Below are 21329 nucleotides of genomic sequence, written 5' to 3' on the forward strand. Positions count from 1 at the left end.
TAGAATTGGACTCCGCACATTCTAACGGAAAAGAATATGGCGATTACCGACTGGCCCGAAGGTGAACGACCGCGTGAGCGACTGCTGGCACACGGCCCGGAAGCGCTTTCCGATGCCGAACTGCTGGCTATCTATTTGCGCGTTGGCGTACGTGGCAAAAGTGCCGTCGATCTGGCGCGCGATCTGTTGCAGCGTTTCGACGGCCAGCTTGGCACCCTGGCCGAAGCGTCGCTCACTGAACTGGCCAGCGTTTCGGGCATCGGCATGGCCAAGGCCGCCCAGTTGAAAGCCAGTTTCGAACTAGCCAGGCGCGCACTGTCGCAGGACATGGCGACGCGCGACAGCTTCACCTCGCCGGGCAAGGTCCGCGACTGGCTGCGCCTCAAGCTGGCCAGCCGCGGCCATGAAGTCTTCATGGCCTTGTGGCTGGATGCCCAGAACCGCCTGCTCAAAGCCGACGAACTGTTCTCCGGAACGCTGACCCAGACGTCGGTTTACCCGCGCGAAGTCGTCAAGGCGGCACTGGCCAACAACGCGGCCGCGGTGATTTTGGCGCACAATCATCCGTCCGGCATTGCCGAGCCGTCGCGGGCCGACGAGATGCTGACGCGATCGCTGAAAGACGCCCTGAGCCTCGTAGACGTCAAGGTTCTCGACCACTTCATCGTCGCCGGCAACACCCCGCCGCTCTCCTTCGCCGAACGGGGCTTGCTATAAAATTCAATAAACCCCTTGAAACGATTAAGCACTTTTGGTTATACTTGTGGGCTCTCTTCTAGCGAATTCTGGAGCACCATCATGGCGCGTGTCTGCCAAGTAACGGGTAAAGGCCCGATGGTTGGGAACAAGGTTTCCCATGCCAACAATAGAACCAAACGCCGTTTCCTGCCGAACTTGCAGTACCGTCGTTTTTGGGTCGAATCTGAAAACCGCTTCCTGCGCCTGCGCGTTTCCAACGCCGGTCTGCGCCTGATCGACAAGAACGGTATTGACTCCGTCCTCGCCGACCTGCGCGCCCGCGGCGAAGTCTAATAAAGAAGGAAATATAAAATGGCTAAAGGCGGTCGCGAAAAAATCAAGCTGGAATCTACAGCTGGCACCGGTCACTTCTATACCACCTCCAAGAACAAGCGCACGACGCCTGCCAAACTGGAGTTCATGAAGTACGACCCGAAGGCTCGTAAGCACGTTGCTTACAAGGAAGTCAAGCTGAAGTAATTCAGCTTCTCCAGAGCATTCGACAAACCCGCCTTTCGGCGGGTTTTGTTTTTTCAGGCCGGCTGTTTCTGCCGGAAAAGCAATGCGGCATAAACCACGATGCCGGCGAAGACCAGGACAGACCAGTTGGCCATCGACAGGCCTAGAAATTCCCAGTCCCGGCTGGTGCAGAAGCCGGTAGCCAGGAACATCGACGGCCATTCCATGCCCAGCCAGTCGACCAGACGCTCGATAATGTTGGGATCGGTGAAGCTGCATTCCGGTGCCAGATGCGGAAAAGCCTGCATCCAGGTCTGGTAGCTGGCGACGCCAAAACCAAGCACGGCAAGGGCACCCGCCAGCGCGACCCACAACATTCGTCCGGCCGGCCAGATGAAGCCAAGCAGGCCGACAATGCCGATCACGATGTAGAGCAGGCGCTGAAAAATACAGAGCGGGCAAGGGGCCAGACGCAGCAGCGTCTGTAGCTCCATGCCAACCGCAACGAGTCCCAGGCAGCCCAGGCCCAATGTCGCGAACCAGGCCCTAGTGGGCACTTTTAACCAATTCATTTAAGGCAATTCCTCGAGTGACAAACAGCCGGGATTCTATGCCATCGCCAGCTAGACTTGAAATTTTGGCCTTTTTTCCGGTTGACCGTAAGAAACGCCGCAAAGGCACAGGGTGGTGGACCGCTGCCCGGCAGGTGGTTAAGATTGGCGGATGAATACACGCATCCTGCTAGTCGAAGACGACGAACGCCTGGCCGAACTGACGGCCGAATACCTGACCAAGAACGACATGCAAGTCAGCATCGAGCCGCGCGGCGACACCGCCGAGGCGCGCATTCTGGCCGAGCAGCCCGACCTGGTCATTCTTGACGTGATGCTGCCCGGCAAGGATGGCTTTGAAGTCTGTCGTGCCGTCCGGCCACAGTATCGCGGCGTGATCCTCATGCTGACGGCACGCGACGAGGACTTCGACCAGATTCTCGGCCTCGAAATGGGCGCCGACGACTACATCGCCAAACCCGTCCAGCCACGCGTCCTGCTCGCCCGCATCAAGGCCCTGCTGCGGCGCCTGCCGACGGCCGGCGAAGCCAGTGGCAACAGCGAATCCGAGAGCATGGTCTTCGGCCAGTTCAAGATCAGTCAGGCGACACGCACCGCTTCGCTGAACGGCCAGACAATCGATTTGACGACAGCCGAGTTCGACCTGCTCTGGCTGCTCGCCTCGCATGCCGGTAACGTGCTGTCGCGCGACGACCTGTTGCAGGAACTGCGTGGCATCGGTTTTGACGGACTGGATCGTTCCATCGACGCCCGCATTTCCCGCCTGCGCAAGAAGCTGAACGATGATCCTGAGAACCCAACGCGCATCAAGACCGTGCGCGGCAAGGGTTACCTTTTCAGCAAGCATGACTGGAACTGATCCCCAGGCCGGGGAACCCAGCCCGAAAGAACACAACCAGGGTCTGGCCCGCTCGCTGATCCGGGTCGCCCTGCCGCGCTGGCGCGGCAAGCGCTACAGCCTGTCCAAGCTGTTCTTCAACTTTTACCTGCTGGCCATGGGCTCCTTCGTTGCCATTGCCTTCACCGCCGATTTCGTCATCTCCACCGCCCAGCGCGGCATTACGGACGACTACGCACGTCGTTTCATGCGCGGCACGATCACCCTGATCGAGGACGAACTGTTCCGTCAGCCACGCCGCGAGTGGCAAAAGCACCTCAAGGAAATCGACAACAAGTTTTCCTACAAACTGGGCATCGTCGAGCGCATGAGCCTCGACCGCATGCTGACGCCGAGCCAGGTCATCAAGCTCGACGCTGGCGACATCGCCATCGACCACGACGGCGACATCATGTATCACCGTCTCGGCACCTCCAGCCAAGTGCTGGTGGTCGGCCCGCTCGCCGCCAACCGCAACCCGGAACTGAAGGACCGTCTGCCGCTCGAACTGCGGCTGCGCCTGCTGACCTGGAGCTTGATCGGCCTTATTTTCGCGGTCGCCCTGTGGTTCTGGATTCGCCCGGTCTGGCGCGATCTCGAAGGTCTGCGCCAGACCGCGCTCGATCTCGGCGATGGCCATTTCGAGGCCGTCTCGCCGCCCGTCCGCACCCAACTTTTCGCCCCGCTCTCCGACACAATGAACAGCATGGCGGAACGTATCCGTCAGTTGCTCGCCACCCACCGCGAGCTTTCCTGCGGCATTTCGCACGAATTGCGCACACCGATCGCCCGCATGCGTTTTGCCCTCGAAATGCTCTCCGAAACCGAGCTGCGAGAAGAGCGCGAACGCCTGTGGGCGATGATGGAAGCCGATCTCGACGAACTCGACCAGCTCATCGACACCAGCCTGACCTATGCCCGTTTCGAACGCGAGGCCCCGGAGGCGCATTTTTCCAGCGTCAAGCTGGCCGAATGGCTGACCGACGAGGTCGATTCGGTCCGCCTCCTCGGCCGCCAGCTCGAGGTCACGGTCAACACGAAAAACCTGCCGGAAAACCTGTTTGTGGACCTCGACCGCAAGGCCATGCCCTACGCCCTGCGCAACCTGCTGCGCAACGCCTTCAAGTACGCCGCCAAGCGGATTTCGGTCGATGCCGAACTGGTCGGCGACAACATGCGGATTCACGTCGACGACGACGGCATCGGCATCCCGCCCGAAGAGCGCGAACACATCTTCTCGGCCTTCACCCGCCTCGACCGTTCGCGCGACCGGTCTACCGGTGGCTACGGCCTCGGCCTGGCCATCGCCCGTCGCGTGCTCGAACTGCATGGCGGCACCGCCACCGCCGACGCCTCACCGCTCGGCGGCGCCCGCTTCACGCTGACCTGGAAAGCCCGCCAATAGGCGATTTCGGTAGCGTCACAAAGCGTCACACAAGATCAAAACCTGTTACCTCTGAGCCACGCTTGTGCCACAGACGCCGGACCGGCGCGTCCCTAGAATGCGAGGCATGGAAGCAAACCAATCCCACCAAGAGGACAACGAGGAAATGATCAAAATGAACATCAAACAATTTATCGAAGCCACCCGCCAGTACCTGTTCGAGCTGGCCACCGCCCAAGTCCAGCCGGCATTGGCCCCAATTCCCGTCCGCGCCGATCGCTAATGGCCTTTGCGGACAACCTGCCGATCAGCGAATCACTGGGTGTCTTCATTGGCATTACAGGATTCGACTGGCTGTCGGAAGGTCAGGCTGAACCGCTCAAAGCCGCTGTTACCGCTGTTGCTGCCGGCGCATTCATCGCCGTTGCCCGCTACTGGTTGAAGAAACACCGAAAAGACTGAACCGTTTTACCCTCCTCTCGAATTTCCCCCGATTCGAGAAACTCCCTGTTACCCCGCCCTCGTGGCGGGGTTTTTTTTGCCTTCGCTATAATCTCCCGCCAACTGCCGAAGCGCCGAAGCGCCGCCAAAGTCTTTATCCACCACTCCGAACGCGGGAAGTCAGATAATGTCCAACTCGCCTTTTGGCGGTAACGCAGCAAGGTCATCATTCCCGACCAGTGAAAACATCCTCAACCGGTAACCGCATGACGCAAGCCATTTTTCCCGCCACGCCCTTGTTGACAGGCACCGATGCCGAACAGAAGCGCCGGCAGATCCTCGACTACTTTCACGCCACCTTCGACCGCTACGAGCAGTTGTTCGAAGTGCTGACGTGCGACGAGGCTTACTACGTCAAACCGATTGCGCTGCGTCACCCGCTGATTTTCTACTTCGGCCACACCGCTACCTTTTTCATCAACAAGCTGGTCCTGGCCGGCTTGATCGAGCAGCGCATCAACCCGGGTTTCGAGTCGATGTTCGCCATCGGCGTCGATGAAATGAGCTGGGATGACCTCAGCGAGCAGCGTTACGACTGGCCGCGTGTGGACGAAGTGCGCGCCTATCGCCGGGCCGTGCGGGCGACTGTGGCGCAGTTGATCGAGAGCTTGCCGCTGAACCTGCCGATTGGCTGGGAAGATCCGTTCTGGATCATCGTCATGGGCATCGAGCATGAGCGCATCCACCTCGAAACCTCTTCGGTGCTGATCCGCCAGCATCAGCTCAAATACGTGCAGAAACATCCGGCCTGGACGCCCTGTCGCGAAAGCGGTATTGCGCCGGAGAACACGCTGGTCGACATTCCGGCGGCTGAACTGCGCCTCGGCCGCGAACGCAGCGACCCGAAAATCTACGGCTGGGACAACGAATTTGGCCGCCACGAGGCGTCGACCGCAGCCTTCCAGGCCAGCCGTTATCTGGTGTCGAATCGCGAGTTTCTCGCCTTCGTTGAAGCCGGCGGCTACGCCGACGATTCACTATGGCCGGAGGAAGGTTTGGCGTGGAAGAAATTCGCCAAGGCCGAGCATCCGACTTTCTGGATCAAGGATGGCGGGCAATGGCGCCTGCGCCTGATGCTCGAAGAAGTCGCCATGCCCTGGGACTGGCCGGTCGAAACCAATTACCACGAGGCCAAGGCCTTCTGTAACTGGAAGGCACGCACCAGCGGCCAGGCTGTCCGTCTGCCGACCGAGGACGAGTGGCAGGCACTCCGCCGGTTCGCCGGAGTCGCTGATTTGCCCGACGACCTGCCAGCCAACCTCGGCCTAAGCCACGAGGCGTCGAGCTGCCCGGTCAATCGCTTCGCGCACGGCCCCATGTTTGATGTCATCGGCAATGTCTGGCAATGGCTGGAAACACCGATTTACCCATTCGCCGGCTTTGAAGTCCATCCGATCTACGACGATTTCACGACACCGACCTTCGACGAGCGCCACAACCTGTTCAAGGGCGGTTCGTGGATTTCCTGCGGCAACGAAGCCGCGCCGGTCTCGCGCTACGCCTTCCGCCGCCATTTCTTCCAGCATGCCGGTTTCCGCTATGTCGTGGCCGACGCACCCGCCACCCAGCCGGCTTCACACTACGAGACCGACCGGCTGATTTCGGAGTACATCGAATTCCATTACGGCGACGCGTATTTTGGCGTGGCCAACTTCCCGAAAACCCTGGCCCAACTGGCCATCGAAACGATGGGCGACAAGCCGGCCGGCAAGGCACTCGACCTTGGCTGCGCCACCGGCCGGGCTACTTTCGAACTGGCCCGCCATTTCGATCAGGTCACCGGCCTCGATTTCTCGGCCCGCTTCATCGGCGTTGGCACGCAACTGGCCGAACAGGGCCGGCTGCGTTATACGCTGACCGAAGAAGGCGAACTGGTCAGCTACAAGGAATGCTCACTGGCCGCCTTGGGCCTGGGCGAAGTGGCGGCCAAGGTCGAATTCTTCCAGGGCGACGCCTGCAACCTGAAGCCGGTTTTCGCCGGCTACGACCTGATCCTGGCCGCCAACCTGATCGACCGCCTGTACAGCCCGGCGCTCTTCCTCAAAACCGTCCATGAACGCCTCAACCCGGGCGGTTTGCTCATGCTGACCTCGCCCTACACCTGGCTGCCGGAACACACCAAGCGTGAGGAATGGATCGGTGGCTTCAAGAAGGATGGCGAGAACTTCACCACTTTCGATGGCCTGAAAGCGATGCTGGGCAAGCATTTCCGCCTGGTGCGCGGGCCCGAATCCGTACCTTTCGTCATTCGCGAAACAAAACGGAAGTTCCAGCACACGCTGTCGGAAGTCACCGTCTGGGAGCGGATTTAGCTTGGGCGCTATCGCCGACTAGTGCGGCAAGGCGGACTGCGGTCACCAGCACCCACAGCGACAGGATGCCGGAGGCCAGGCGTTCGTACAGACCGGTGTAGACATGGGTCGCTTCGCTGGCCGACATCAGCGCCAGGAATTGCAGACCTGCTACGCCGGTAATGAGGGAGTAGGTGCTGAGTAGTTCTAGCCTTTCATCGCGGCGAAAAAGGATAGAGCCGAGCAGCGCGGCGGCCGCGATGGCGAGGAAGGCGATGGTCGCCGACAGGCCATGGAGGCGCTGGGTGAGAATCTCCGGCGCGGCACAGCCGGGTTCGCAGGCAAAGATGCCGGCGCCGATGCGGCCGAGACCGTTGAGCGCGATGAGGCTGGCGACGAGCAGCGTCAGGCGGGGACGATCGCAAATGCGGGCGAGCGTGGCGTAGAAAGCCGCCGCGAAACAGACGTGGAGCAGTCCTGTGGCGACGAAACCGCCATAGCGCATGAAAATACTGGTACTGCTGCCGCGTTCGCCCAGTTCGCTGATGTACTGGCCGACATGATCGAAACCGGGCCGAAGTTCGCCGGCAATGACAATCACCGCCGCCCAGAGCACCGGCGCCAACACACCGCAGAGGAGGCCGATGCGGATCATGGCTTGTGCCGCTCCTAGGCCGCTTCGCCGAACCAGTTGGCGCCGAGGCAGGCGCGCAGGGCGAGCCGCGCCCGATGGAGCTGGACCCAGCAGTTGTTGGTGGTAATGCCCAGGGTCTGACAGATTTCGTCGGTATCGAAGCCGAGCACTTCGCGCATGGTGAAGATGCGTCCGCTGGCTTCCGGCAGGCGATAAAGGCAGGCTTCGAAGACTTCCCAGAACTGCTTGTTTTCCATGGCCTGCTGCGGCGTTTCCCACTCGGACGGCCGGGTGTCCTCGGCCCAGTGCTCACGGTCGTTGAAATAGCATTTCAAATTTTCGTCATTTTCCGGGTTGACCGTAACATTCTCGCGAACCCGCCCACGCAGCACATCGATGATCTTGTTTTTGAGGATGGACAGCACCCAGGTGCGCAGCGAGGCGCGCGAGGCGAACTTTTCACGTCCGCCCATGGCACCGGCCAGCGCCTCCTGCACGGCATCCTCGGCTTGTTCCCGGTTGCGTAACTGCATGTCGGCGAAGCGCAGCATGTCGCGGCGCAGGCTTGTGAGAAACTCCGGGTCATTCAGGGGGTCGGAAGCCATGGCAACTCGATGAGGTTATGGCGAAGAATCATACTGGAAAAAATTTTGTAAGGTTTTGACCCCGCCCCCGACTAATTGAGCAGGCCACCCAGCCCACGACGTAAAACAGGAACTGAAATGATCAGCTGCAAGGAAGCCACCCGCCTCGCCTCGCTCCAACTGGAACGCCCGCTCAGCCGTTGGGAGCGCCTCCAGTTTCGCCTGCACCTGGCATTTTGTGTCGGCTGCCGACGGGCTGAAAAGCAGTTCGCGTTCATGCGTCAGGTGACGGGCGCCTGGATGAGTCAAAAAGACTGATCCGACCACCTCAATTTCAACGGAGAAAATCATGAAAAAACAAAATTTCGTATCGCTGGCTGTCGGTTCTGCCTTTGCCGCAGTTGCCCTGAGCCCGCTGGCCCAAGCCGCCGAAAACCCCTTCGGCGCGACCAAACTGGAAGCCGGTTACCAGCTGGCCCAGGCCGATACCAAGATGAAAGACGGCAGCTGCGGCGGCGACAAGAAGATGGACGCCAAGTGCGGTGCCGACAAGAAGGCCGCCGAGGCAAAATGCGGTGCAAACAAGAAAATGGACGCGTCCTGTGGTGCCGCCAAGAAGGCGGCTGAAGCCAAGTGCGGCGCTGACAAAAAGAAGGATGCAAGCTGCGGCGCCAACAAGTAAGTCGGCCCTGAGCCCGGCGGCGCGGGGTGTTCCCCGCCCGCTATTTCTCCCCGAATGGAGCCTTTTCCATGCAAGCACGCCACGCGCACGGCGCAGGCCTCGGCTTTCGCCGCGAACTGATCGCCCCGCTCAAGGCCGGCGTTCCCGACGCCATCCGCTTCTTCGAGATCGCCCCGGAAAACTGGGCCGGCATGGGTGGGCTTTCGGCCAAAGACTTGCGCCATTTCACCGAGCGTTACCCCTTCGTCTGCCACGGCCTGTCGCTCTCACTCGGCGGCCCCGGCCCCTTGGACGAAGCACTGCTCCGCCGCATCAAAAGCTTTATGACCGAGCACGGCATCAGCCTCTACACCGAACACCTGTCATGGTGCGCCGACGACCGCCAGCTCTACGACCTGCTGCCGATCCCGCTGACCGAGCAGGCCGTCAAATGGACGGTCGAGCGCATCCAGCGGGCGCAGGACATTCTCGGCCAGCGCATCGGCATCGAAAACGCCTCGTACTACGTCGCCCCGCCGGGCGCTGAAATGAGCGAGGCGGAATTCATCTCGGCCATCGTCCGCGAGGCCGACTGCCTGCTCCATCTCGACGTCAATAATATCTACGTCAACAGCCAGAATTTCGCCTTCGACCCGCTCGCTTTCATGCACGCCCTGCCGCTCGAACGCACCTGCTACGTCCATGTCGCCGGCCATTACGTCGAGCCGGACGGCCTGCTCATCGACACCCACGGCGCTGAGGTCATCGACCCGGTGTGGGCGCTGCTCGAAGCCGCCTACGCCCGCATCGGCGGCGAGGTGCCGACCTGCCTCGAACGCGATTTCAATTTTCCCGATTTTTTCCGGTTGACCGTGGAAGTCGAAGAAATTGCCCGTTTGCAGGCCGCAGCATCCCGAAAGGCCGCCTGATGAACGCCGCGTTTGCCACCGATTTCCAGGATTTCCAGCGCGCCTTCGCTGCCCACCTGCGCGACCCGCAGCACGCCCCGCGCCCGCCCGGCGTGCCGGCCCGCCGCATGGCGGTGTACAACGAACTGCTGTTCAACAACATCTGCGGCTTTATCGACCGCTGTTTTCCGGTCGGCCGGGCGATTCTGGGCGAAAAGCCCTGGCGGCGACTGTACCGGACCTTCTACCGCGACTGGCCGCTACACACACCGTGGTTCCGCGAAATTCCACGCGAATTCGTCCGCTATCTGGCCGAAGCTGACATCCGCCAGCCGCTCCCCGTCTGGCTGGCCGAACTGGCGCATTACGAATGGGCAGAACTGGCGGTCGATGTCATCGATGCACCGAACCCAGCGCACAACCCGACCGGCGACCTGCTCAATAATCCGGTCGCCCTCAACCCGGCCCTGCTCAACCTCGCCTACACCTGGCCGGTGCACCGTATCTGCCCGGATTACCGGCCGCGCAAGCCGCAGCCGACTTACCTTGCCGTCTACCGCGACGCCAAGGACGACGTGCAATTCAGCCAAATCAACGCCGTCACCGGCCGCCTGCTGGCCCTGCTCGCCACCGCGCCGACCACCGGCGAAACCGCCATCCGCCAGATCGCCGCCGAACTTCAACACCCCGACCCCGAACAACTGCTGGCCCACGGCACCGCCCTGCTCGACGACCTGCGCCGGCAAGGCATTGCGCTCGGCAGTTTGATAAGCGCGAATTCGTCGCCCTGAGCAGGTTTTATCAGACAACAATCGGCCACGATTCAATCGACTGTACTACGTGTATGCTCTCGGCGTTATTCGGCTCGGGCACCGGTGAAAATTCGAGCCTGGCCCCTTTTATCTACTGATGTCAGACGACAATTTCAAACGTGCGCCTCTCAAAGGTCCAGCTGAAATCTATTGAACCGCTTCGAGATGACCTCGGTAATCCGATTGAATCTCCGGATATCTACGCTGCGCGAGTTCAACGCCTGCTGCCGAACTTCCCAGAACCAGTCCTTGCTCAGTGGTTTCAAGATCACAGTGGCGTGATCGAGGAGCATTCCGGGCTGGGCTACCACTCTTTGCGGTTTCAGTTGGTTTCTATTGGCCCCGCAGAGCTACAGCTTCCGTGTCTGGCGGAGCACCCAACTGTCATCCAGTACCGTGAATATTTCCTTCAAGGAGCCTCCAGCTATCGAATGAGGCGTCTTGCTGATTACATTGCAGAGCACCATACATGGCCAATACCTCCGCTGGTCTTCGACAACCCAGACGGAAGGTTTGTAGCCTCTTGGGGCCTGAAATATTCCATCCCGTATGACCTTCTGGAGGGGCACCATCGCATGGCAGTTCTGTACGCGCTAGGAAAACACACGCAGCGCTCGCACCAGGTCTGGCTCGTTCAACGATGAGACTGACACCTGTACACTCATACCGCTACGGCCATCGGCGCTGGTGAGTTCAACACTTGAACAGCCGCTTTCATATCGGCCATTGACTGCTTTGAGCACCTCTGAACCATTCACCCCGGATTCGTCCCGGTGGCCAGCAGCACGCATTTCCCATAGCTGAAGCATTCCCCGTTGATCTGTAAGTTTTTCGCCACCCCGGCGACTAATGATTACCCCACCTCAACGGAGAATAATCATGAAAACCATCCAGCTTCTCGCCGGCCTCGCCCTCTCGGTCGCCGCCAGCCTCGCCTTTGCCCTCGACATCCAGCCCTACTCGCCGGAAACGCTGGCGGCCAAACAGAAGGCCGGCGAAGCGGTTGCCCTGCATTTCCACGCCGACTGGTGCCCGACCTGCCGCGCTCAGGAAAAGGTGTTCAACGGCTGGAAGGGCGACGCCGCGGTGCCCGGCACGCTGCTCATCGTCAATTACGACAAGGAACGCGAACTCAAGCGCCAGCTCGGTGTGCGCACGCAATCGACGGTGATTGTCTACAAGGGCAGCAAGGAAACCGGGCGACTGGCCGGTGAGACCGACCCGGCGCCGCTGCGTGCCGTGCTCGACAGCGCGAAGTAAGCGCCATGGACATCCCCCTCGCCCACCTCGGGCTGAGCCTGGTCGCCGGCAGTTTGACGACACTCTCGCCCTGCGTCTTTCCCATCCTGCCGCTGGTCCTCGGTGGCGCCGTGCAGGCCAACCGGCTGGCGCCGCTGTCCATGGGCGCCGGCATGGCGATTTCGTTTGCGCTGATCGGCATGATTCTCGGCGCCCTTGGCCCGGCGCTTGGCATCGATTCGGACAGCGTGCGGCTGTTCGGTGCCTGGATGCTCATCACCTTCGGGCTCGTCATGCTCGTGCCGGTGCTCAACCGCCGTTTCACCGAATGGATGCTGCCCATCGCCTCAGGCGCCAATGCGGCTTCGGCCAAGCTCGACCGCGGCTCGCTGGGCGGCGCCCTGCTCCTCGGCGGCGTGCTCGGTCTGGTCTGGAGTCCGTGTTCCGGCCCCTTGCTCGCCTCGGCGCTGACGCTGGTCGCCAGCGAAGGCGGAGCCGTGCGCGGCGGGGTCATTCTTGGCTTGTTCGGGATTGGTGCGGCGATTCCGCTGGTCGCTGTCGCCTACGCTTCGCGCAAGGGATTCAATGCGGCGCGGGGCTGGGTGTTGCAGCGCATCGACGGGATCAAGAAGGCCTTCGGCGTGATCATCCTGCTCACCGGCATCGCCATCCTGTCCGGCGCCGACAAATGGCTGGAAGCGCAGGTGGTCAGCGTGCTGCCCGACGCCTGGGTGCGGGCGACGACGCTGTTCTGACGGCGGGGGCGATCAGAAGTCGAGGCGCAGGCTCAGCCACTGACGGCGTTCGACGATCCGGTCAGCCGGGACGTTGTAGGCCTTGTACTCGAAATGCGCCCCATTGGCTGACTGGACGATCCAGGCCAGCTCGCCACTCCGGCCGGCCCAGCGGAAGGGATAGGCGAGCCGGGTATCGACCCGGTGATACTTCAGGGCCTCGGTATTGATCGACCATTTCATGTTGCTCTGCCAATAGCCGGCGGCCGAGAACTCCAGGCCGTACGGCAGCTTCTGCATGAGCAGCAGCGAGGTGGAGCGGTGCGGCGTGCCATATTCGGAGAGTTCGTCGATATGGCTGTATTTCTGGGCACTCTGCAGACTGCTGGTCGGATTGGCCAGCGCCGAGGCCAGATACTCGGCGTCGATGTCGATAAACATCTGGCTGAGCACCAGCTTGGTCGAATTGAAGGGCTGCCAGCGCCATTGGTACTCGACGCCACGCATGCGCACGTCCTGGATGGGCAGCATCCCGTCCGGAATCGAATTGTCGCTGTCGTTGCGATCGATGACCAGCAGGCGGTTATGGACCTTTTCATCGAACAGGCGCACATCGAGGCTCATGCGCCAGTTGCGCCAGTCGCCGAGATAGCCGATCTCCCAGGTATCCATGCGTTCGGAGGGCATGTTCGGGTCACCCCGGAACTGATACTTGCTGCCGTTATGCCAGTCACCCCGGTAGTCGACCGTGCTGCCCGTCCGGTAAGCGCGGGAAGCGCCTACCCGCAGTGTATTTTCCGGATCCAGATGGAAGGAAAGGCTCGCTCTTGGGGCGAAATGCGATCCAGCCAGCGTATCCTCTTCGCCAGACAGGCCGAGGTTGCCGGTCAGCCAGGCGGATGGTTTCCATTCCAGATTGCCGAACAACCGTGAGACATCCCGGCTGACATCACCCTGCCCGGCCAAAGTGGTTTGCGCCCGGACGCTATCCTGGCGCCAGCTGCCGCCCCAGGCCAGGCGGAAGGTCTCGAACAGGCGCAGATTGTGTTGCGCCTCGATTTCACTCCGAGTCCCCTCGGCACCCCACGGGTCATAGATATAAGGGGCAATGCCGCCGCCCGGATTACCCGGATTGAGGTAGGCCTCAGTACCCTTGTCGACGGAATAGGCATAGCGCAGCAGAAAATCCGAGTCGATGGACAAGGCCCGGCGCCACTGGAGCTGCAAAAAGCTGTTCGACTGCTCGAAATCGCGAATCGGATTGCCGGGGCTGCTTTGCCAGGTCGTCGTGTCGAGGCGGCCGCGCTGCGTCACCGCATCCACATGCCCGGCGCTGACCTGCAGGCTGTCGCGCTCGGTCAGGGCAAAGTCGGCGCGGAAATCGAAGAGCCTGGAATAGTAGGAATCGATCCAGTCGTAGCGATCGCGCAAGCCGTCGTCATTTTGCTGGCGAAAGGTGAAGCGGAAATCGCCGGCTTCGCCCAGCTTGCCGCCAGTCCGCAGCGAATAGTCACGGACATTCTGGTTGCCGTAGTTGGTCGACACGGACACCCCGCGCACTACCGAGGGATCAACCGTGATGATGTTGATGACGCCGAGGAAGGCGTTGGAGCCATAGGACACGGCGTTCGTGCCACGAACCACCTCGATGCGCTCGATATCTTCGAGTGCTACCGGAATCAGTGCCCAGTTCGTCCCGTTGCGGAAGGCCGGCGAAAACATTGAACGCCCGTCGACCAGAACCTGCAGACGCGGCGAGAACTCCTCGTCGGTCAGGCCGTGATAAGTGACGCGACCGGCTTCAGTCGTATTGGGATAGGTCTGAAAACCCGGCACCAGTCGAAACACGTCGTTCAGATCGCGAATCGGCAGGCTGCGGATCATTTCACGATCGATGACGGTGACCGAAGTCGGCGCATCGGCCAGACGCTGCGGCAAGCGGCTGACCGAGACGACGACCGGCAGACTGGAGAAGTAGCCATCCTCTTGCGCGTGGGCCGGAAAGGCCGGCAGCAAGGCGCTCAGGATGAACAGGGCCAGGCAAGTCTGGGAGAGGGGAAATTTATCGGTATTCACGGCATTTATCGGGCAGGCTGCCCCGAAGCGTGAGCCCCCAGCCAGCCTGGAGGAATTCGGCTTCGAGATCAGCGGCCTGCCACTATTTTAACAAACATCGATAAACCCCTGCCTAGGGGAAGGACTAGGTAGATATCGCCTGCGTCGGGTTGAGCAGGCGCACTTCGCGCTGCGGGAAGGGAATGGCCACGCCGTTGGCCTTGAAAGCACGCCAGATGGCGAAGTTGATATCAGAAACAACATTACCCTTGCCCTTCTCCGGATCGTCGATCCAGAAGCCAAGTTCCAGATTGATGCTGCTGTCGGCAAACTGGGTCAGGAAAACCTTGGGCGGCGGGTCGGCCAGGACACGTTCCTGAGCGGCAGCGGCTTCGGTCATCAGACGGACGGCGAGATCGAGGTCGCTGTCGTAGGCGACGCCAACGCTGGTCACCAGGCGCAACTGGGCGTTCGAATAGGTCTGGTTCTGCACCGTAGTGCTGATCAGCGTTTCATTCGGCACGATGAACTCGCTGCCGCCCGGGTTCTTGAGCACCGTGTAGCGCGTCGTGATCTGTGTCACCTCGCCGGCATCGGCGCCAACCTGGACGACATTGCCGATGCGGATCGACCGGTCGAGCAGGATGATGAAGCCGGAAACGTAGTTGCTGGCAATCTTCTGCAAGCCGAAACCGAGGCCGACGCCGAGTGCACCGGTGAATACCGAGAGCGCCGTCATATCGATGCCGACCAACCCCAGGCTGGCCAGGATGGCGATAACGGTCAGGCCTGCCTTGGCGACGCGCACGCCGACGATGCGCAGGTTGGCGTCGAGCGAATGGACACCCATCAACCGCGCCTCGATGACGCCGGCGATCCACAGCGCGAAGACGACGGTCAGGAAGATTGTGGCGACGCCGCGGAGCACCGTCCACAAATCGATGTGCTGTTTGCCGACGTGGAACTGCACGCTTTCCAGGGCATCGATGACATCGGGCGCCAGATCGGTGATGTAGAGCGCCAGCCAGCCCCAGACAATGGCCGCGATGATGCGCTCCCAGGTGGTCAGCCAGGTTGCCCGCGGGAAAGCCTGACGGAGCACGAAGATGACGCCACGCACGAGCGCCATCGAACCGAGCAGCGGCATGGCCAGCTTGAGCAGATTGACGTGAATGAGCGAGCCCAGCGTGGCGATGGCGATGCCGGCCAGGACCATGCCGGTGAGCGGGAAAGCCAGCCGGGAACTGGCGTCGGACAGCCGCCCCTCGCCCTCGGTCCGGCGCCGACGCCACCACCCTGCAATCAGCGCGGCGAGGCCGACGCAGGCGACCAGCGCGACCACCTGCCAGACGAAATCCGGATCGCGAAAATCTGCGACCAGGTCGTTGATCAGGCGCAAGGCCTGGCTTTTCTCGCTCATGCCTTCTTTTCCAAGGCAGCGGCGAAGAAGCCGTCGGTGTTGTGCTGGTTGGGCAGCAGACGCAGCATGTCGCCGTCGAAAGCGATGCCCTGCTTGGCGAGAATGACCGAGGCCGGGACCAGCGTGAAGTCGGGATGTTTGGCCAGGAAGCCGGCGACGATGTCGTCGTTTTCCGCGGTCAACAGGCTGCACGTGGCATAAACCAGACGGCCGCCGGGGCGGACCATGGTTGATGCGGCTTCGAGAATCGACAGTTGCTTGACGGTCAGTTCAGCCACCGAGGCTTCGTCCTGACGCCATTTGAGGTCGGGATTGCGGCGCAAGGTGCCGAGGCCGGAACACGGCGCATCAACCAGCACGCGGTCGGCCTTGCCGGCCAGACGTTTGATCTTGGTGTCGCGCTCATGCTCGATGCGGGCCGGATGAACGTTCGACAAGCCGGACCGGGCCAGCCGCGGCTTGAGGTTGGCCAGGCGCTTGTCGGACACGTCGTAGGCATAGAGCCGGCCGGTGTTGCGCATCAGGGCGCCGAGCAGCAGCGTCTTGCCACCGGCGCCAGCGCAGAAATCGACAACCATTTCGCCGCGCTTCGGTTCGAGCAGGAAGCCAAGTAGCTGGCTGCCTTCATCCTGCACTTCGACGGCGCCTTCGATGAATAGGGGATGCTTGGCCAACGCCGGCTTGTCGCGCAGGCGGACGGCGATCGGCGAGAGCGGGCCGGGCATGGCGGCGATGTCGTCGGCAGCCAGCCTGGCGAGGACGTCTTCGCGGTTGGCCTTGAGCGTATTGACGCGCAGATCTAGGGGGGCCGGCTGGTTGAGGGCGTGGGCCAGGGCCAGCGTTTCGTCGGCACCGAACTGGGCTTCGAGACGGTTGTACAGCCAGTCCGGCAGATCGCAGCGGACGGCTGGCGGGAAGTCGGCTTCCGGCATGGCCTTGGCGGCGGCCAGCCATTCTTCTTCGCTCGCCTTGAGGACAGTGGCCAGTTCGCGCTGGCTCCAGCCACGCGTCACGGCCAGGGCGACGAGCAAACGACGACGGTCGGAGAGCTTGCCGGCGCAACGCGCTTCGAGGCTGCGCCCACGGCGCAGGACGGCAAAGACGGTTTCGGCGACGAAGGCGCGGTCGGCATGGCCAAGCTGGCGATTTTCGCGGAAATAGCGCGAAACAACGGCATCGGCCGGGTAATCGAAGCGCAGCAGCAGGCCGAGGACGGCTTCGGCGTGGGCAAACAGGGCGGGTGTGAAGCGGGCTTTCATGGTGATCCTATTTCAGTAGCGACTTGCTCGAAGATGTCGCCTTTTTTATCGGTGTAGCGAATTTTAACCGGCAAGCGGTGGCGATCGAGCGCAATCCAGATTTCAGTCACCGTATCGCCCATGGCGCGCAGGTGCAGGGTGCGAAAATGGCCGGCCGGGATGTCGATTTCCTCTTCGCCCAGCGAATCGAGCGTGAAACGGTCGTATTTCTTGCCGGTAACGACGCCGACTATGGCCCCCGATTCCGGGTGGCGCAGGTAGGCGAGCTGGTAGTTGAGCGACAGGATGTCCTGGGCACCGACGCTGATCGGCTGTACGGCGCCACTGCGCGACAAGCGGACCTCGGTGGCCGACCAGTCGAAATCGGCGTTTTCGTTGGCATCCTTGCCGTTCTTGCGCGTCCGGTAGGTTTCGGGTTGCAGGCCGCCGGCGACCAGCTTGCCGCTGCTTTCGTTCTCGAAGACGAGCGGTTTGATCAGCGCGGCCAGGCCGCTCGTTTCGGTCGTGCCGCTCAGCCGGTAACGGCCGTCCTCAGTGAATTCCCAAGTGTGTTCGGCGCGGCCGACCTGGAACCCCTGCGTGCCGTAGAAGATGACGAAACGCATGCGGCCTTTGGCCGGTAGCAGCGGCTTGGCCTGCTCCGGCGCCTTGGTTGCCACGGTCGACGGCAAATTTGGAGCAATTTCGGAAGGCTTGCTTTCCGGCTCCGGCGCCACGGTTTCGGCATTTGGCGACGGCTTGCCGGTGGTCAGCGGGGCCGGCTTCACGATCTTCGGGCGGGGTTTGACGACTGGTTTCTGTTCCGCCGCCGGAGGAGCGGCCGGCGGTGGCGGCTGCAGCTCGGCGCGCAAGGGCACCGGCTCATCCGCCCCGCCGAAGATCTCGACATCGGTGCCGAACAGCGCGGCGGCATGAATGCCGAGCGAAGCGGCAAGCGCGATGACGAAGGCGAGCGGCATGGCCGGCCTAGCGAATCCCGGACGAAGTGAGGACAGGGGAAACGAGCACGGCCGGCTCGGCCAGTTCGGCGGCGATCCGGACGCGGCCGTTTTCGATCGTCAATTTGTCTTCGACAAACCAGCGCACGGCCTGCGGGTAAACAAGGTGCTCCTGGCGCAGGACGCGGGCCGAGAGGCTGGCTTCGTCATCGCTATCAAGCACCGGTACGGCGGCCTGGATGATGACCGGGCCGTGATCGAGGGCCGGCGTGACGAAATGCACGGTACAGCCGTGGATGCGCACGCCTTCTTCAAGCGCGCGCTGGTGTGTGTGCAAGCCGGGGAAGGAGGGCAGCAGCGAGGGGTGGATGTTGATCAGCCGGCCTTCATAGTGGCGGACGAAGCTGTCGGACAGTATCCGCATGAAGCCGGCGAGGACGACGAGGTCGGGCGCGAATTCGTCGATGCATTGGGCCAGCCGGCTGTCGAAAGCCTCGCGCCCGGCAAAGGCCTTGTGATTGATGAAGTGCGTCGTGATGCCTGATTTTGCCGCTGTTTCCAGGCCCTCGGCGTCGACCCGGTTGCTGATCACGGCGACGATATTGACGGGCAGATTGCCGGCATCGCGGGCGGCGATCAGCGCCTCCATGTTGCTGCCACGACCGGAAATCAGGATGACGATTCTCTTCATTTCAAAAAACTCACGGGTAAAAAGATGGCGCTGGCCACGGACTGGGTCAGCCGGGAAAAGGTACGGCCATTGCGGTCGGCAACGACCTTGGCCATGAAATCGAGCAGGCCCATGACGCGACCGAATTCGCGCTCGTAGGAGAGGTTGCGGTTGGCCGGATCGAGCTCGTTCGAGAGCAGAAACAGTTCGCCGGCTGCCGTGCGGTCATGACCGAGCTTCCAGATGGCGACATCCATGTTGCGCGCGCTGTTGTAGAGCTTCATTTCGTTCAGGCTGTCGAGGATGTAGAACTCGTCCTTGTGCTCGAAGGCGGCATCGACCATGCCGAGCAACCCGTAAATCAGGGCCGTGACGCGGTCTCCGGTATAGACCTCGGTGAAGGCCAGCGAGGCCACTGCCCCTTCCCGCTGGCCGCTGAATTCCGGCCAGTTGCGATACTGGCGCTGGCGCAGGCGCTCGACCGCTGCTTCACGGCTCACTGCGCCGCTCTTCTTCCATTCCTTCGGATTGCGCTTGTAGAGCTTGTCGGCAATGAGCAGCAGGCCATCAACCACTTCGGCGCGATTGGTGTCGGCGATACGGTCGACTTCCGATTTGAGCAGATATTTCGGGTTGACCGTGGATTCCGTCCGGCCGGCCTTGTCCATCTTCGTCGTACAGGCTGTCAGCGTCAGGACGAGGATGACGGCCAGCCAGCGCATCAGGCTTCCTTGCTCTTGAGGTAGCCCCAGCCGATGGGGATCAGCGAGGAAACGATGATGCCGATGATGATGACCGACAGATTGGCCTTGACCCACGGCATGTTGCCCAGCCAGTAGCCGGCCAGGCACAGCGAAACGACCCAGCTAACGGCGCCGATCAGGTTGAATATCGTGAAACGCGCGTAGGTCATCGAGCCGATACCGGCGACGAAGGGCGCGAAGGTGCGGAACAGCGGCAGGAAGCGCGAGATGATCAGCGTCTTGCCGCCATGTTTTTCATAGAAGGCATGCGTCTTGATCAGCGCATCCCGATTGAAGAAGCGCGAATTCTCCCAGTGGAAGACCTTGGGGCCAAGGAAACGGCCGATCTGGTAATTGACGGTATTGCCGAGTACCGCCGCTGCCGTCAGCACGCCCATCAGCGTGAAGATATCCATGCCGCCCTCGCCGATGGCAGCCAGCGCACCGGCCACGAAAAGCAGCGAATCGCCCGGCAGGAAGGGGAAGACGACGAAACCGGTCTCCGAGAAAATGATGAAGAACAAGATGCCGTAGATCCACAGCCCGTAGTCCAGCACCATTACAGCCAGATGCTTGTCGAGGTGGAGGACGATATCGATGAATTGGGTCAGGAGTTCCATGCGGCGCACCGGGCTTTGAATGAGGCCGCATTTTACCCCAACGTCACCCTTACTCCGCTGGCCCTGGCACACGCCGAGTCGGCTATTTGTCGCGGCATCGCCGCCAAAAACAGTCGGCCTAGCGCCAGGGTGGAACATTCTGATTTTGCGAGAAAATTTCAGCCAACCGGGTGTCGGAAATATTTACACGCCATAGCCACAGCAGCCACGTTCGACCTCAACCCGGCCGGGCACGATGCTTGGCAAGCCTTGGCGTGACTTGGACTCCCGCCAACGGCCAATAAGCGCATTGCCAACTGGCCCAGCTTTTGCGTGCTTTGTCAAGGCGACTAATTCACACCGAATGCAATATTTGTGTCATCAACAGACACCGCATGCACGGTGGTAGCGAATGGGCTTTGCGATACGCACCACTTTTGCGACAGGACCAAATATGACCAGTTCGGCTCGTCACCTTCTCTCACTACTCATCGCGCCGGTCCTCGCGATGTTGCTTCTCGCGCCAGCCCACGCCGTGCCCAGCCTGTCAAACGGCGGTTTCGAGGCGGGGCTGAGCGGATGGACCACGGCAGACCAGACCGGCAGCGACGGTACTTTCTACGTTCAGAGCGGCATCCTGAGCCCCGCCAGCGGCTCCGATGTACCTGCACCGCCGCAAGGAACGTCGGCTGCGATGAGCGATGCAGGCGCCCCCGGTTCCCACGTGCTGTATCAGGATTTCGTGGCCAGCGCGGGTAACGCGACGCTGAGCTTTCAATTGTTCATCGGCAATCGGGCGGATGCCTTCTACACCCCTGCCACGCTGGACTTCAGCACGCCAGAGCTGAATCAGCAGGCCCGGGTTGATATCCTGACGACCAGTGCGGACCCATTCAGCGTCATGGCGGCCGACATCCTGATAACGCTGTACCAGACCAACATCGGCGACGTCCTGGTTGACGGCTATTTCACCGTATCCCAGGACATCAGCGCCCTGCTCGCCGCCCATTCGGGCGAAACACTGCGTCTGCGCTTTGCCGAAGTCGACAACGTATTCATCTCCCAGATGGGCGTCGATAACGTGCGTTTCGAGTCGAACGAGATACCTGAGCCAGCGCTCTCGTTGCTGCTGGGCATCGCCCTGCTCGCCCTGGTCGCGACGCCAGCTCGTTGGCGCAACCAGCGCCGTTAATCCCCGTCATTCAGGATTTTCCGGCGGCTGGTGATCAGCCATTTTCTGCCGGCTGAAGC

Annotated in this window: 25 protein-coding genes; 15 read left to right on the top strand and 10 right to left on the bottom strand. The window is 61.5% G+C overall.

Features of this window, described 5'->3' with window-relative positions; translation table 11 throughout:
* The first annotated feature begins 36 nt into the window (after positions 1 to 36).
* The 3 genes from radC (at position 37) to rpmG (ending at position 1218) form a co-directional block, all read left to right on the top strand.
* On the top strand, positions 37 to 717 hold the full coding sequence (radC, locus tag KI613_RS15420; RefSeq protein WP_226400979.1) for a RadC family protein: 681 nt from the start codon (positions 37 to 39) through the stop codon (positions 715 to 717).
* Positions 718 to 798: 81 nt separating this feature from the next.
* Positions 799 to 1032, top strand: coding sequence for a 50S ribosomal protein L28 (rpmB, locus tag KI613_RS15425; RefSeq protein WP_226400981.1), 234 nt, complete (start codon positions 799 to 801; stop codon positions 1030 to 1032).
* 18 nt (positions 1033 to 1050) lie between these two features.
* Positions 1051 to 1218 (top strand): 50S ribosomal protein L33, encoded by a 168-nt coding sequence (gene rpmG, locus KI613_RS15430; RefSeq protein WP_226400983.1) that lies wholly within the window; start codon positions 1051 to 1053, stop codon positions 1216 to 1218.
* 53 nt (positions 1219 to 1271) lie between these two features.
* On the opposite strand, the gene KI613_RS15435 is transcribed toward rpmG, so the two are convergent.
* A complete protein-coding gene (locus KI613_RS15435; RefSeq protein ID WP_226400985.1) occupies positions 1272 to 1769 on the bottom strand; it encodes a disulfide bond formation protein B in 498 nt (165 codons plus the stop codon).
* A gap of 151 nt (positions 1770 to 1920) precedes the next feature.
* On the opposite strand from KI613_RS15435, the gene KI613_RS15440 reads away from it, so the two are divergent.
* From KI613_RS15440 to ovoA, 4 genes are all read left to right on the top strand, one after another.
* A complete protein-coding gene (locus KI613_RS15440; protein WP_226400987.1) occupies positions 1921 to 2628 on the top strand; it encodes a winged helix-turn-helix domain-containing protein in 708 nt (235 codons plus the stop codon).
* The gene (locus KI613_RS15445) at positions 2615 to 4051 is read left to right on the top strand and encodes an ATP-binding protein (protein WP_226400989.1); all 1437 of its coding nucleotides are present in this window, start codon (positions 2615 to 2617) and stop codon (positions 4049 to 4051) included. Before KI613_RS15440 ends, KI613_RS15445 begins: the two co-directional genes overlap by 14 nt.
* Positions 4052 to 4312: 261 nt before the next feature.
* Positions 4313 to 4492 (top strand): hypothetical protein, encoded by a 180-nt coding sequence (locus tag KI613_RS15450; RefSeq protein WP_226400991.1) that lies wholly within the window; start codon positions 4313 to 4315, stop codon positions 4490 to 4492.
* A gap of 245 nt (positions 4493 to 4737) precedes the next feature.
* Positions 4738 to 6843, top strand: a complete 2106-nt coding sequence (ovoA, locus tag KI613_RS15455) for a 5-histidylcysteine sulfoxide synthase (RefSeq protein WP_226400993.1) — start codon at positions 4738 to 4740, stop codon at positions 6841 to 6843.
* Here the strand turns inward: ovoA and KI613_RS15460 are convergent.
* Together KI613_RS15460 and KI613_RS15465 are read right to left on the bottom strand one after the other, a co-directional pair.
* Positions 6821 to 7477 carry a DUF998 domain-containing protein gene (locus KI613_RS15460; protein ID WP_226401003.1) on the bottom strand — a complete coding sequence of 219 codons (657 nt, stop codon included), beginning with the start codon at positions 7475 to 7477 and terminating at the stop codon, positions 6821 to 6823. The genes ovoA and KI613_RS15460 overlap by 23 nt on opposite strands.
* Before the next feature lie 14 nt (positions 7478 to 7491).
* The gene (locus KI613_RS15465) at positions 7492 to 8061 is read right to left on the bottom strand and encodes a sigma-70 family RNA polymerase sigma factor (protein ID WP_226401004.1); all 570 of its coding nucleotides are present in this window, start codon (positions 8059 to 8061) and stop codon (positions 7492 to 7494) included.
* A 117-nt stretch (positions 8062 to 8178) separates the two neighbouring features.
* Between KI613_RS15465 and KI613_RS15470 the strand changes: the two genes are divergently transcribed.
* The 7 genes from KI613_RS15470 (at position 8179) to KI613_RS15500 (ending at position 12415) form a co-directional block, all read left to right on the top strand.
* Complete coding sequence (locus tag KI613_RS15470) at positions 8179 to 8358, top strand: zf-HC2 domain-containing protein (protein ID WP_226401005.1); 180 nt, start codon at positions 8179 to 8181, stop codon at positions 8356 to 8358.
* A gap of 31 nt (positions 8359 to 8389) precedes the next feature.
* Positions 8390 to 8722 (top strand): hypothetical protein, encoded by a 333-nt coding sequence (locus tag KI613_RS15475; RefSeq protein WP_226401006.1) that lies wholly within the window; start codon positions 8390 to 8392, stop codon positions 8720 to 8722.
* Positions 8723 to 8790: 68 nt separating this feature from the next.
* Complete coding sequence (locus tag KI613_RS15480) at positions 8791 to 9630, top strand: HvfB family MNIO-type RiPP peptide maturase (RefSeq protein ID WP_226401007.1); 840 nt, start codon at positions 8791 to 8793, stop codon at positions 9628 to 9630.
* Positions 9630 to 10400 carry an HvfC family RiPP maturation protein gene (locus KI613_RS15485; protein ID WP_226401008.1) on the top strand — a complete coding sequence of 257 codons (771 nt, stop codon included), beginning with the start codon at positions 9630 to 9632 and terminating at the stop codon, positions 10398 to 10400. The genes KI613_RS15480 and KI613_RS15485 overlap by 1 nt, the downstream gene beginning before the upstream one ends.
* A gap of 140 nt (positions 10401 to 10540) precedes the next feature.
* Entirely contained in the window at positions 10541 to 11065 is a 525-nt protein-coding gene (locus KI613_RS15490; RefSeq protein ID WP_226401009.1) for a hypothetical protein, read from the top strand.
* 235 nt (positions 11066 to 11300) lie between these two features.
* The gene (locus KI613_RS15495; protein ID WP_226401010.1) at positions 11301 to 11681 is read left to right on the top strand and encodes a thioredoxin family protein; all 381 of its coding nucleotides are present in this window, start codon (positions 11301 to 11303) and stop codon (positions 11679 to 11681) included.
* A gap of 5 nt (positions 11682 to 11686) precedes the next feature.
* Complete coding sequence (locus KI613_RS15500) at positions 11687 to 12415, top strand: cytochrome c biogenesis CcdA family protein (RefSeq protein ID WP_226401011.1); 729 nt, start codon at positions 11687 to 11689, stop codon at positions 12413 to 12415.
* Positions 12416 to 12427: 12 nt separating this feature from the next.
* Here KI613_RS15500 and KI613_RS15505 read toward each other — a convergent pair whose 3' ends face one another.
* The 7 genes from KI613_RS15505 to KI613_RS15535 all read right to left on the bottom strand — a co-directional run bounded on the left by KI613_RS15505 (position 12428) and on the right by KI613_RS15535 (position 20099).
* Positions 12428 to 14470, bottom strand: coding sequence for a TonB-dependent receptor plug domain-containing protein (locus KI613_RS15505; protein WP_226401012.1), 2043 nt, complete (start codon positions 14468 to 14470; stop codon positions 12428 to 12430).
* 124 nt (positions 14471 to 14594) lie between these two features.
* Positions 14595 to 15869 (bottom strand): mechanosensitive ion channel family protein, encoded by a 1275-nt coding sequence (locus KI613_RS15510; RefSeq protein ID WP_226401014.1) that lies wholly within the window; start codon positions 15867 to 15869, stop codon positions 14595 to 14597.
* Entirely contained in the window at positions 15866 to 17128 is a 1263-nt protein-coding gene (locus KI613_RS15515) for an RsmB/NOP family class I SAM-dependent RNA methyltransferase (RefSeq protein WP_226401016.1), read from the bottom strand. Before KI613_RS15515 ends, KI613_RS15510 begins: the two co-directional genes overlap by 4 nt.
* Complete coding sequence (locus KI613_RS15520; protein ID WP_226401018.1) at positions 17125 to 18087, bottom strand: DUF3108 domain-containing protein; 963 nt, start codon at positions 18085 to 18087, stop codon at positions 17125 to 17127. The genes KI613_RS15515 and KI613_RS15520 overlap by 4 nt, the downstream gene beginning before the upstream one ends.
* 7 nt (positions 18088 to 18094) lie before the next feature.
* A complete protein-coding gene (gene purN, locus KI613_RS15525) occupies positions 18095 to 18757 on the bottom strand; it encodes a phosphoribosylglycinamide formyltransferase (protein WP_226401020.1) in 663 nt (220 codons plus the stop codon).
* Positions 18754 to 19458: a hypothetical protein gene (locus tag KI613_RS15530; protein WP_226401022.1), complete on the bottom strand. Its 705-nt coding sequence runs from the start codon at positions 19456 to 19458 to the stop codon at positions 18754 to 18756. The genes purN and KI613_RS15530 overlap by 4 nt, the downstream gene beginning before the upstream one ends.
* A complete protein-coding gene (locus KI613_RS15535) occupies positions 19458 to 20099 on the bottom strand; it encodes a DedA family protein (RefSeq protein WP_226401024.1) in 642 nt (213 codons plus the stop codon). Before KI613_RS15535 ends, KI613_RS15530 begins: the two co-directional genes overlap by 1 nt.
* Before the next feature lie 433 nt (positions 20100 to 20532).
* Here KI613_RS15535 and KI613_RS15540 point away from each other — a divergent pair, with 433 nt between their 5' ends.
* Positions 20533 to 21270: a hypothetical protein gene (locus tag KI613_RS15540; protein ID WP_226401026.1), complete on the top strand. Its 738-nt coding sequence runs from the start codon at positions 20533 to 20535 to the stop codon at positions 21268 to 21270.
* The last annotated feature ends 59 nt before the right edge of the window (positions 21271 to 21329 follow it).

Origin of the sequence: Ferribacterium limneticum (genome assembly GCF_020510585.1) — a bacterium.
Classification (GTDB): domain Bacteria; phylum Pseudomonadota; class Gammaproteobacteria; order Burkholderiales; family Rhodocyclaceae; genus Azonexus.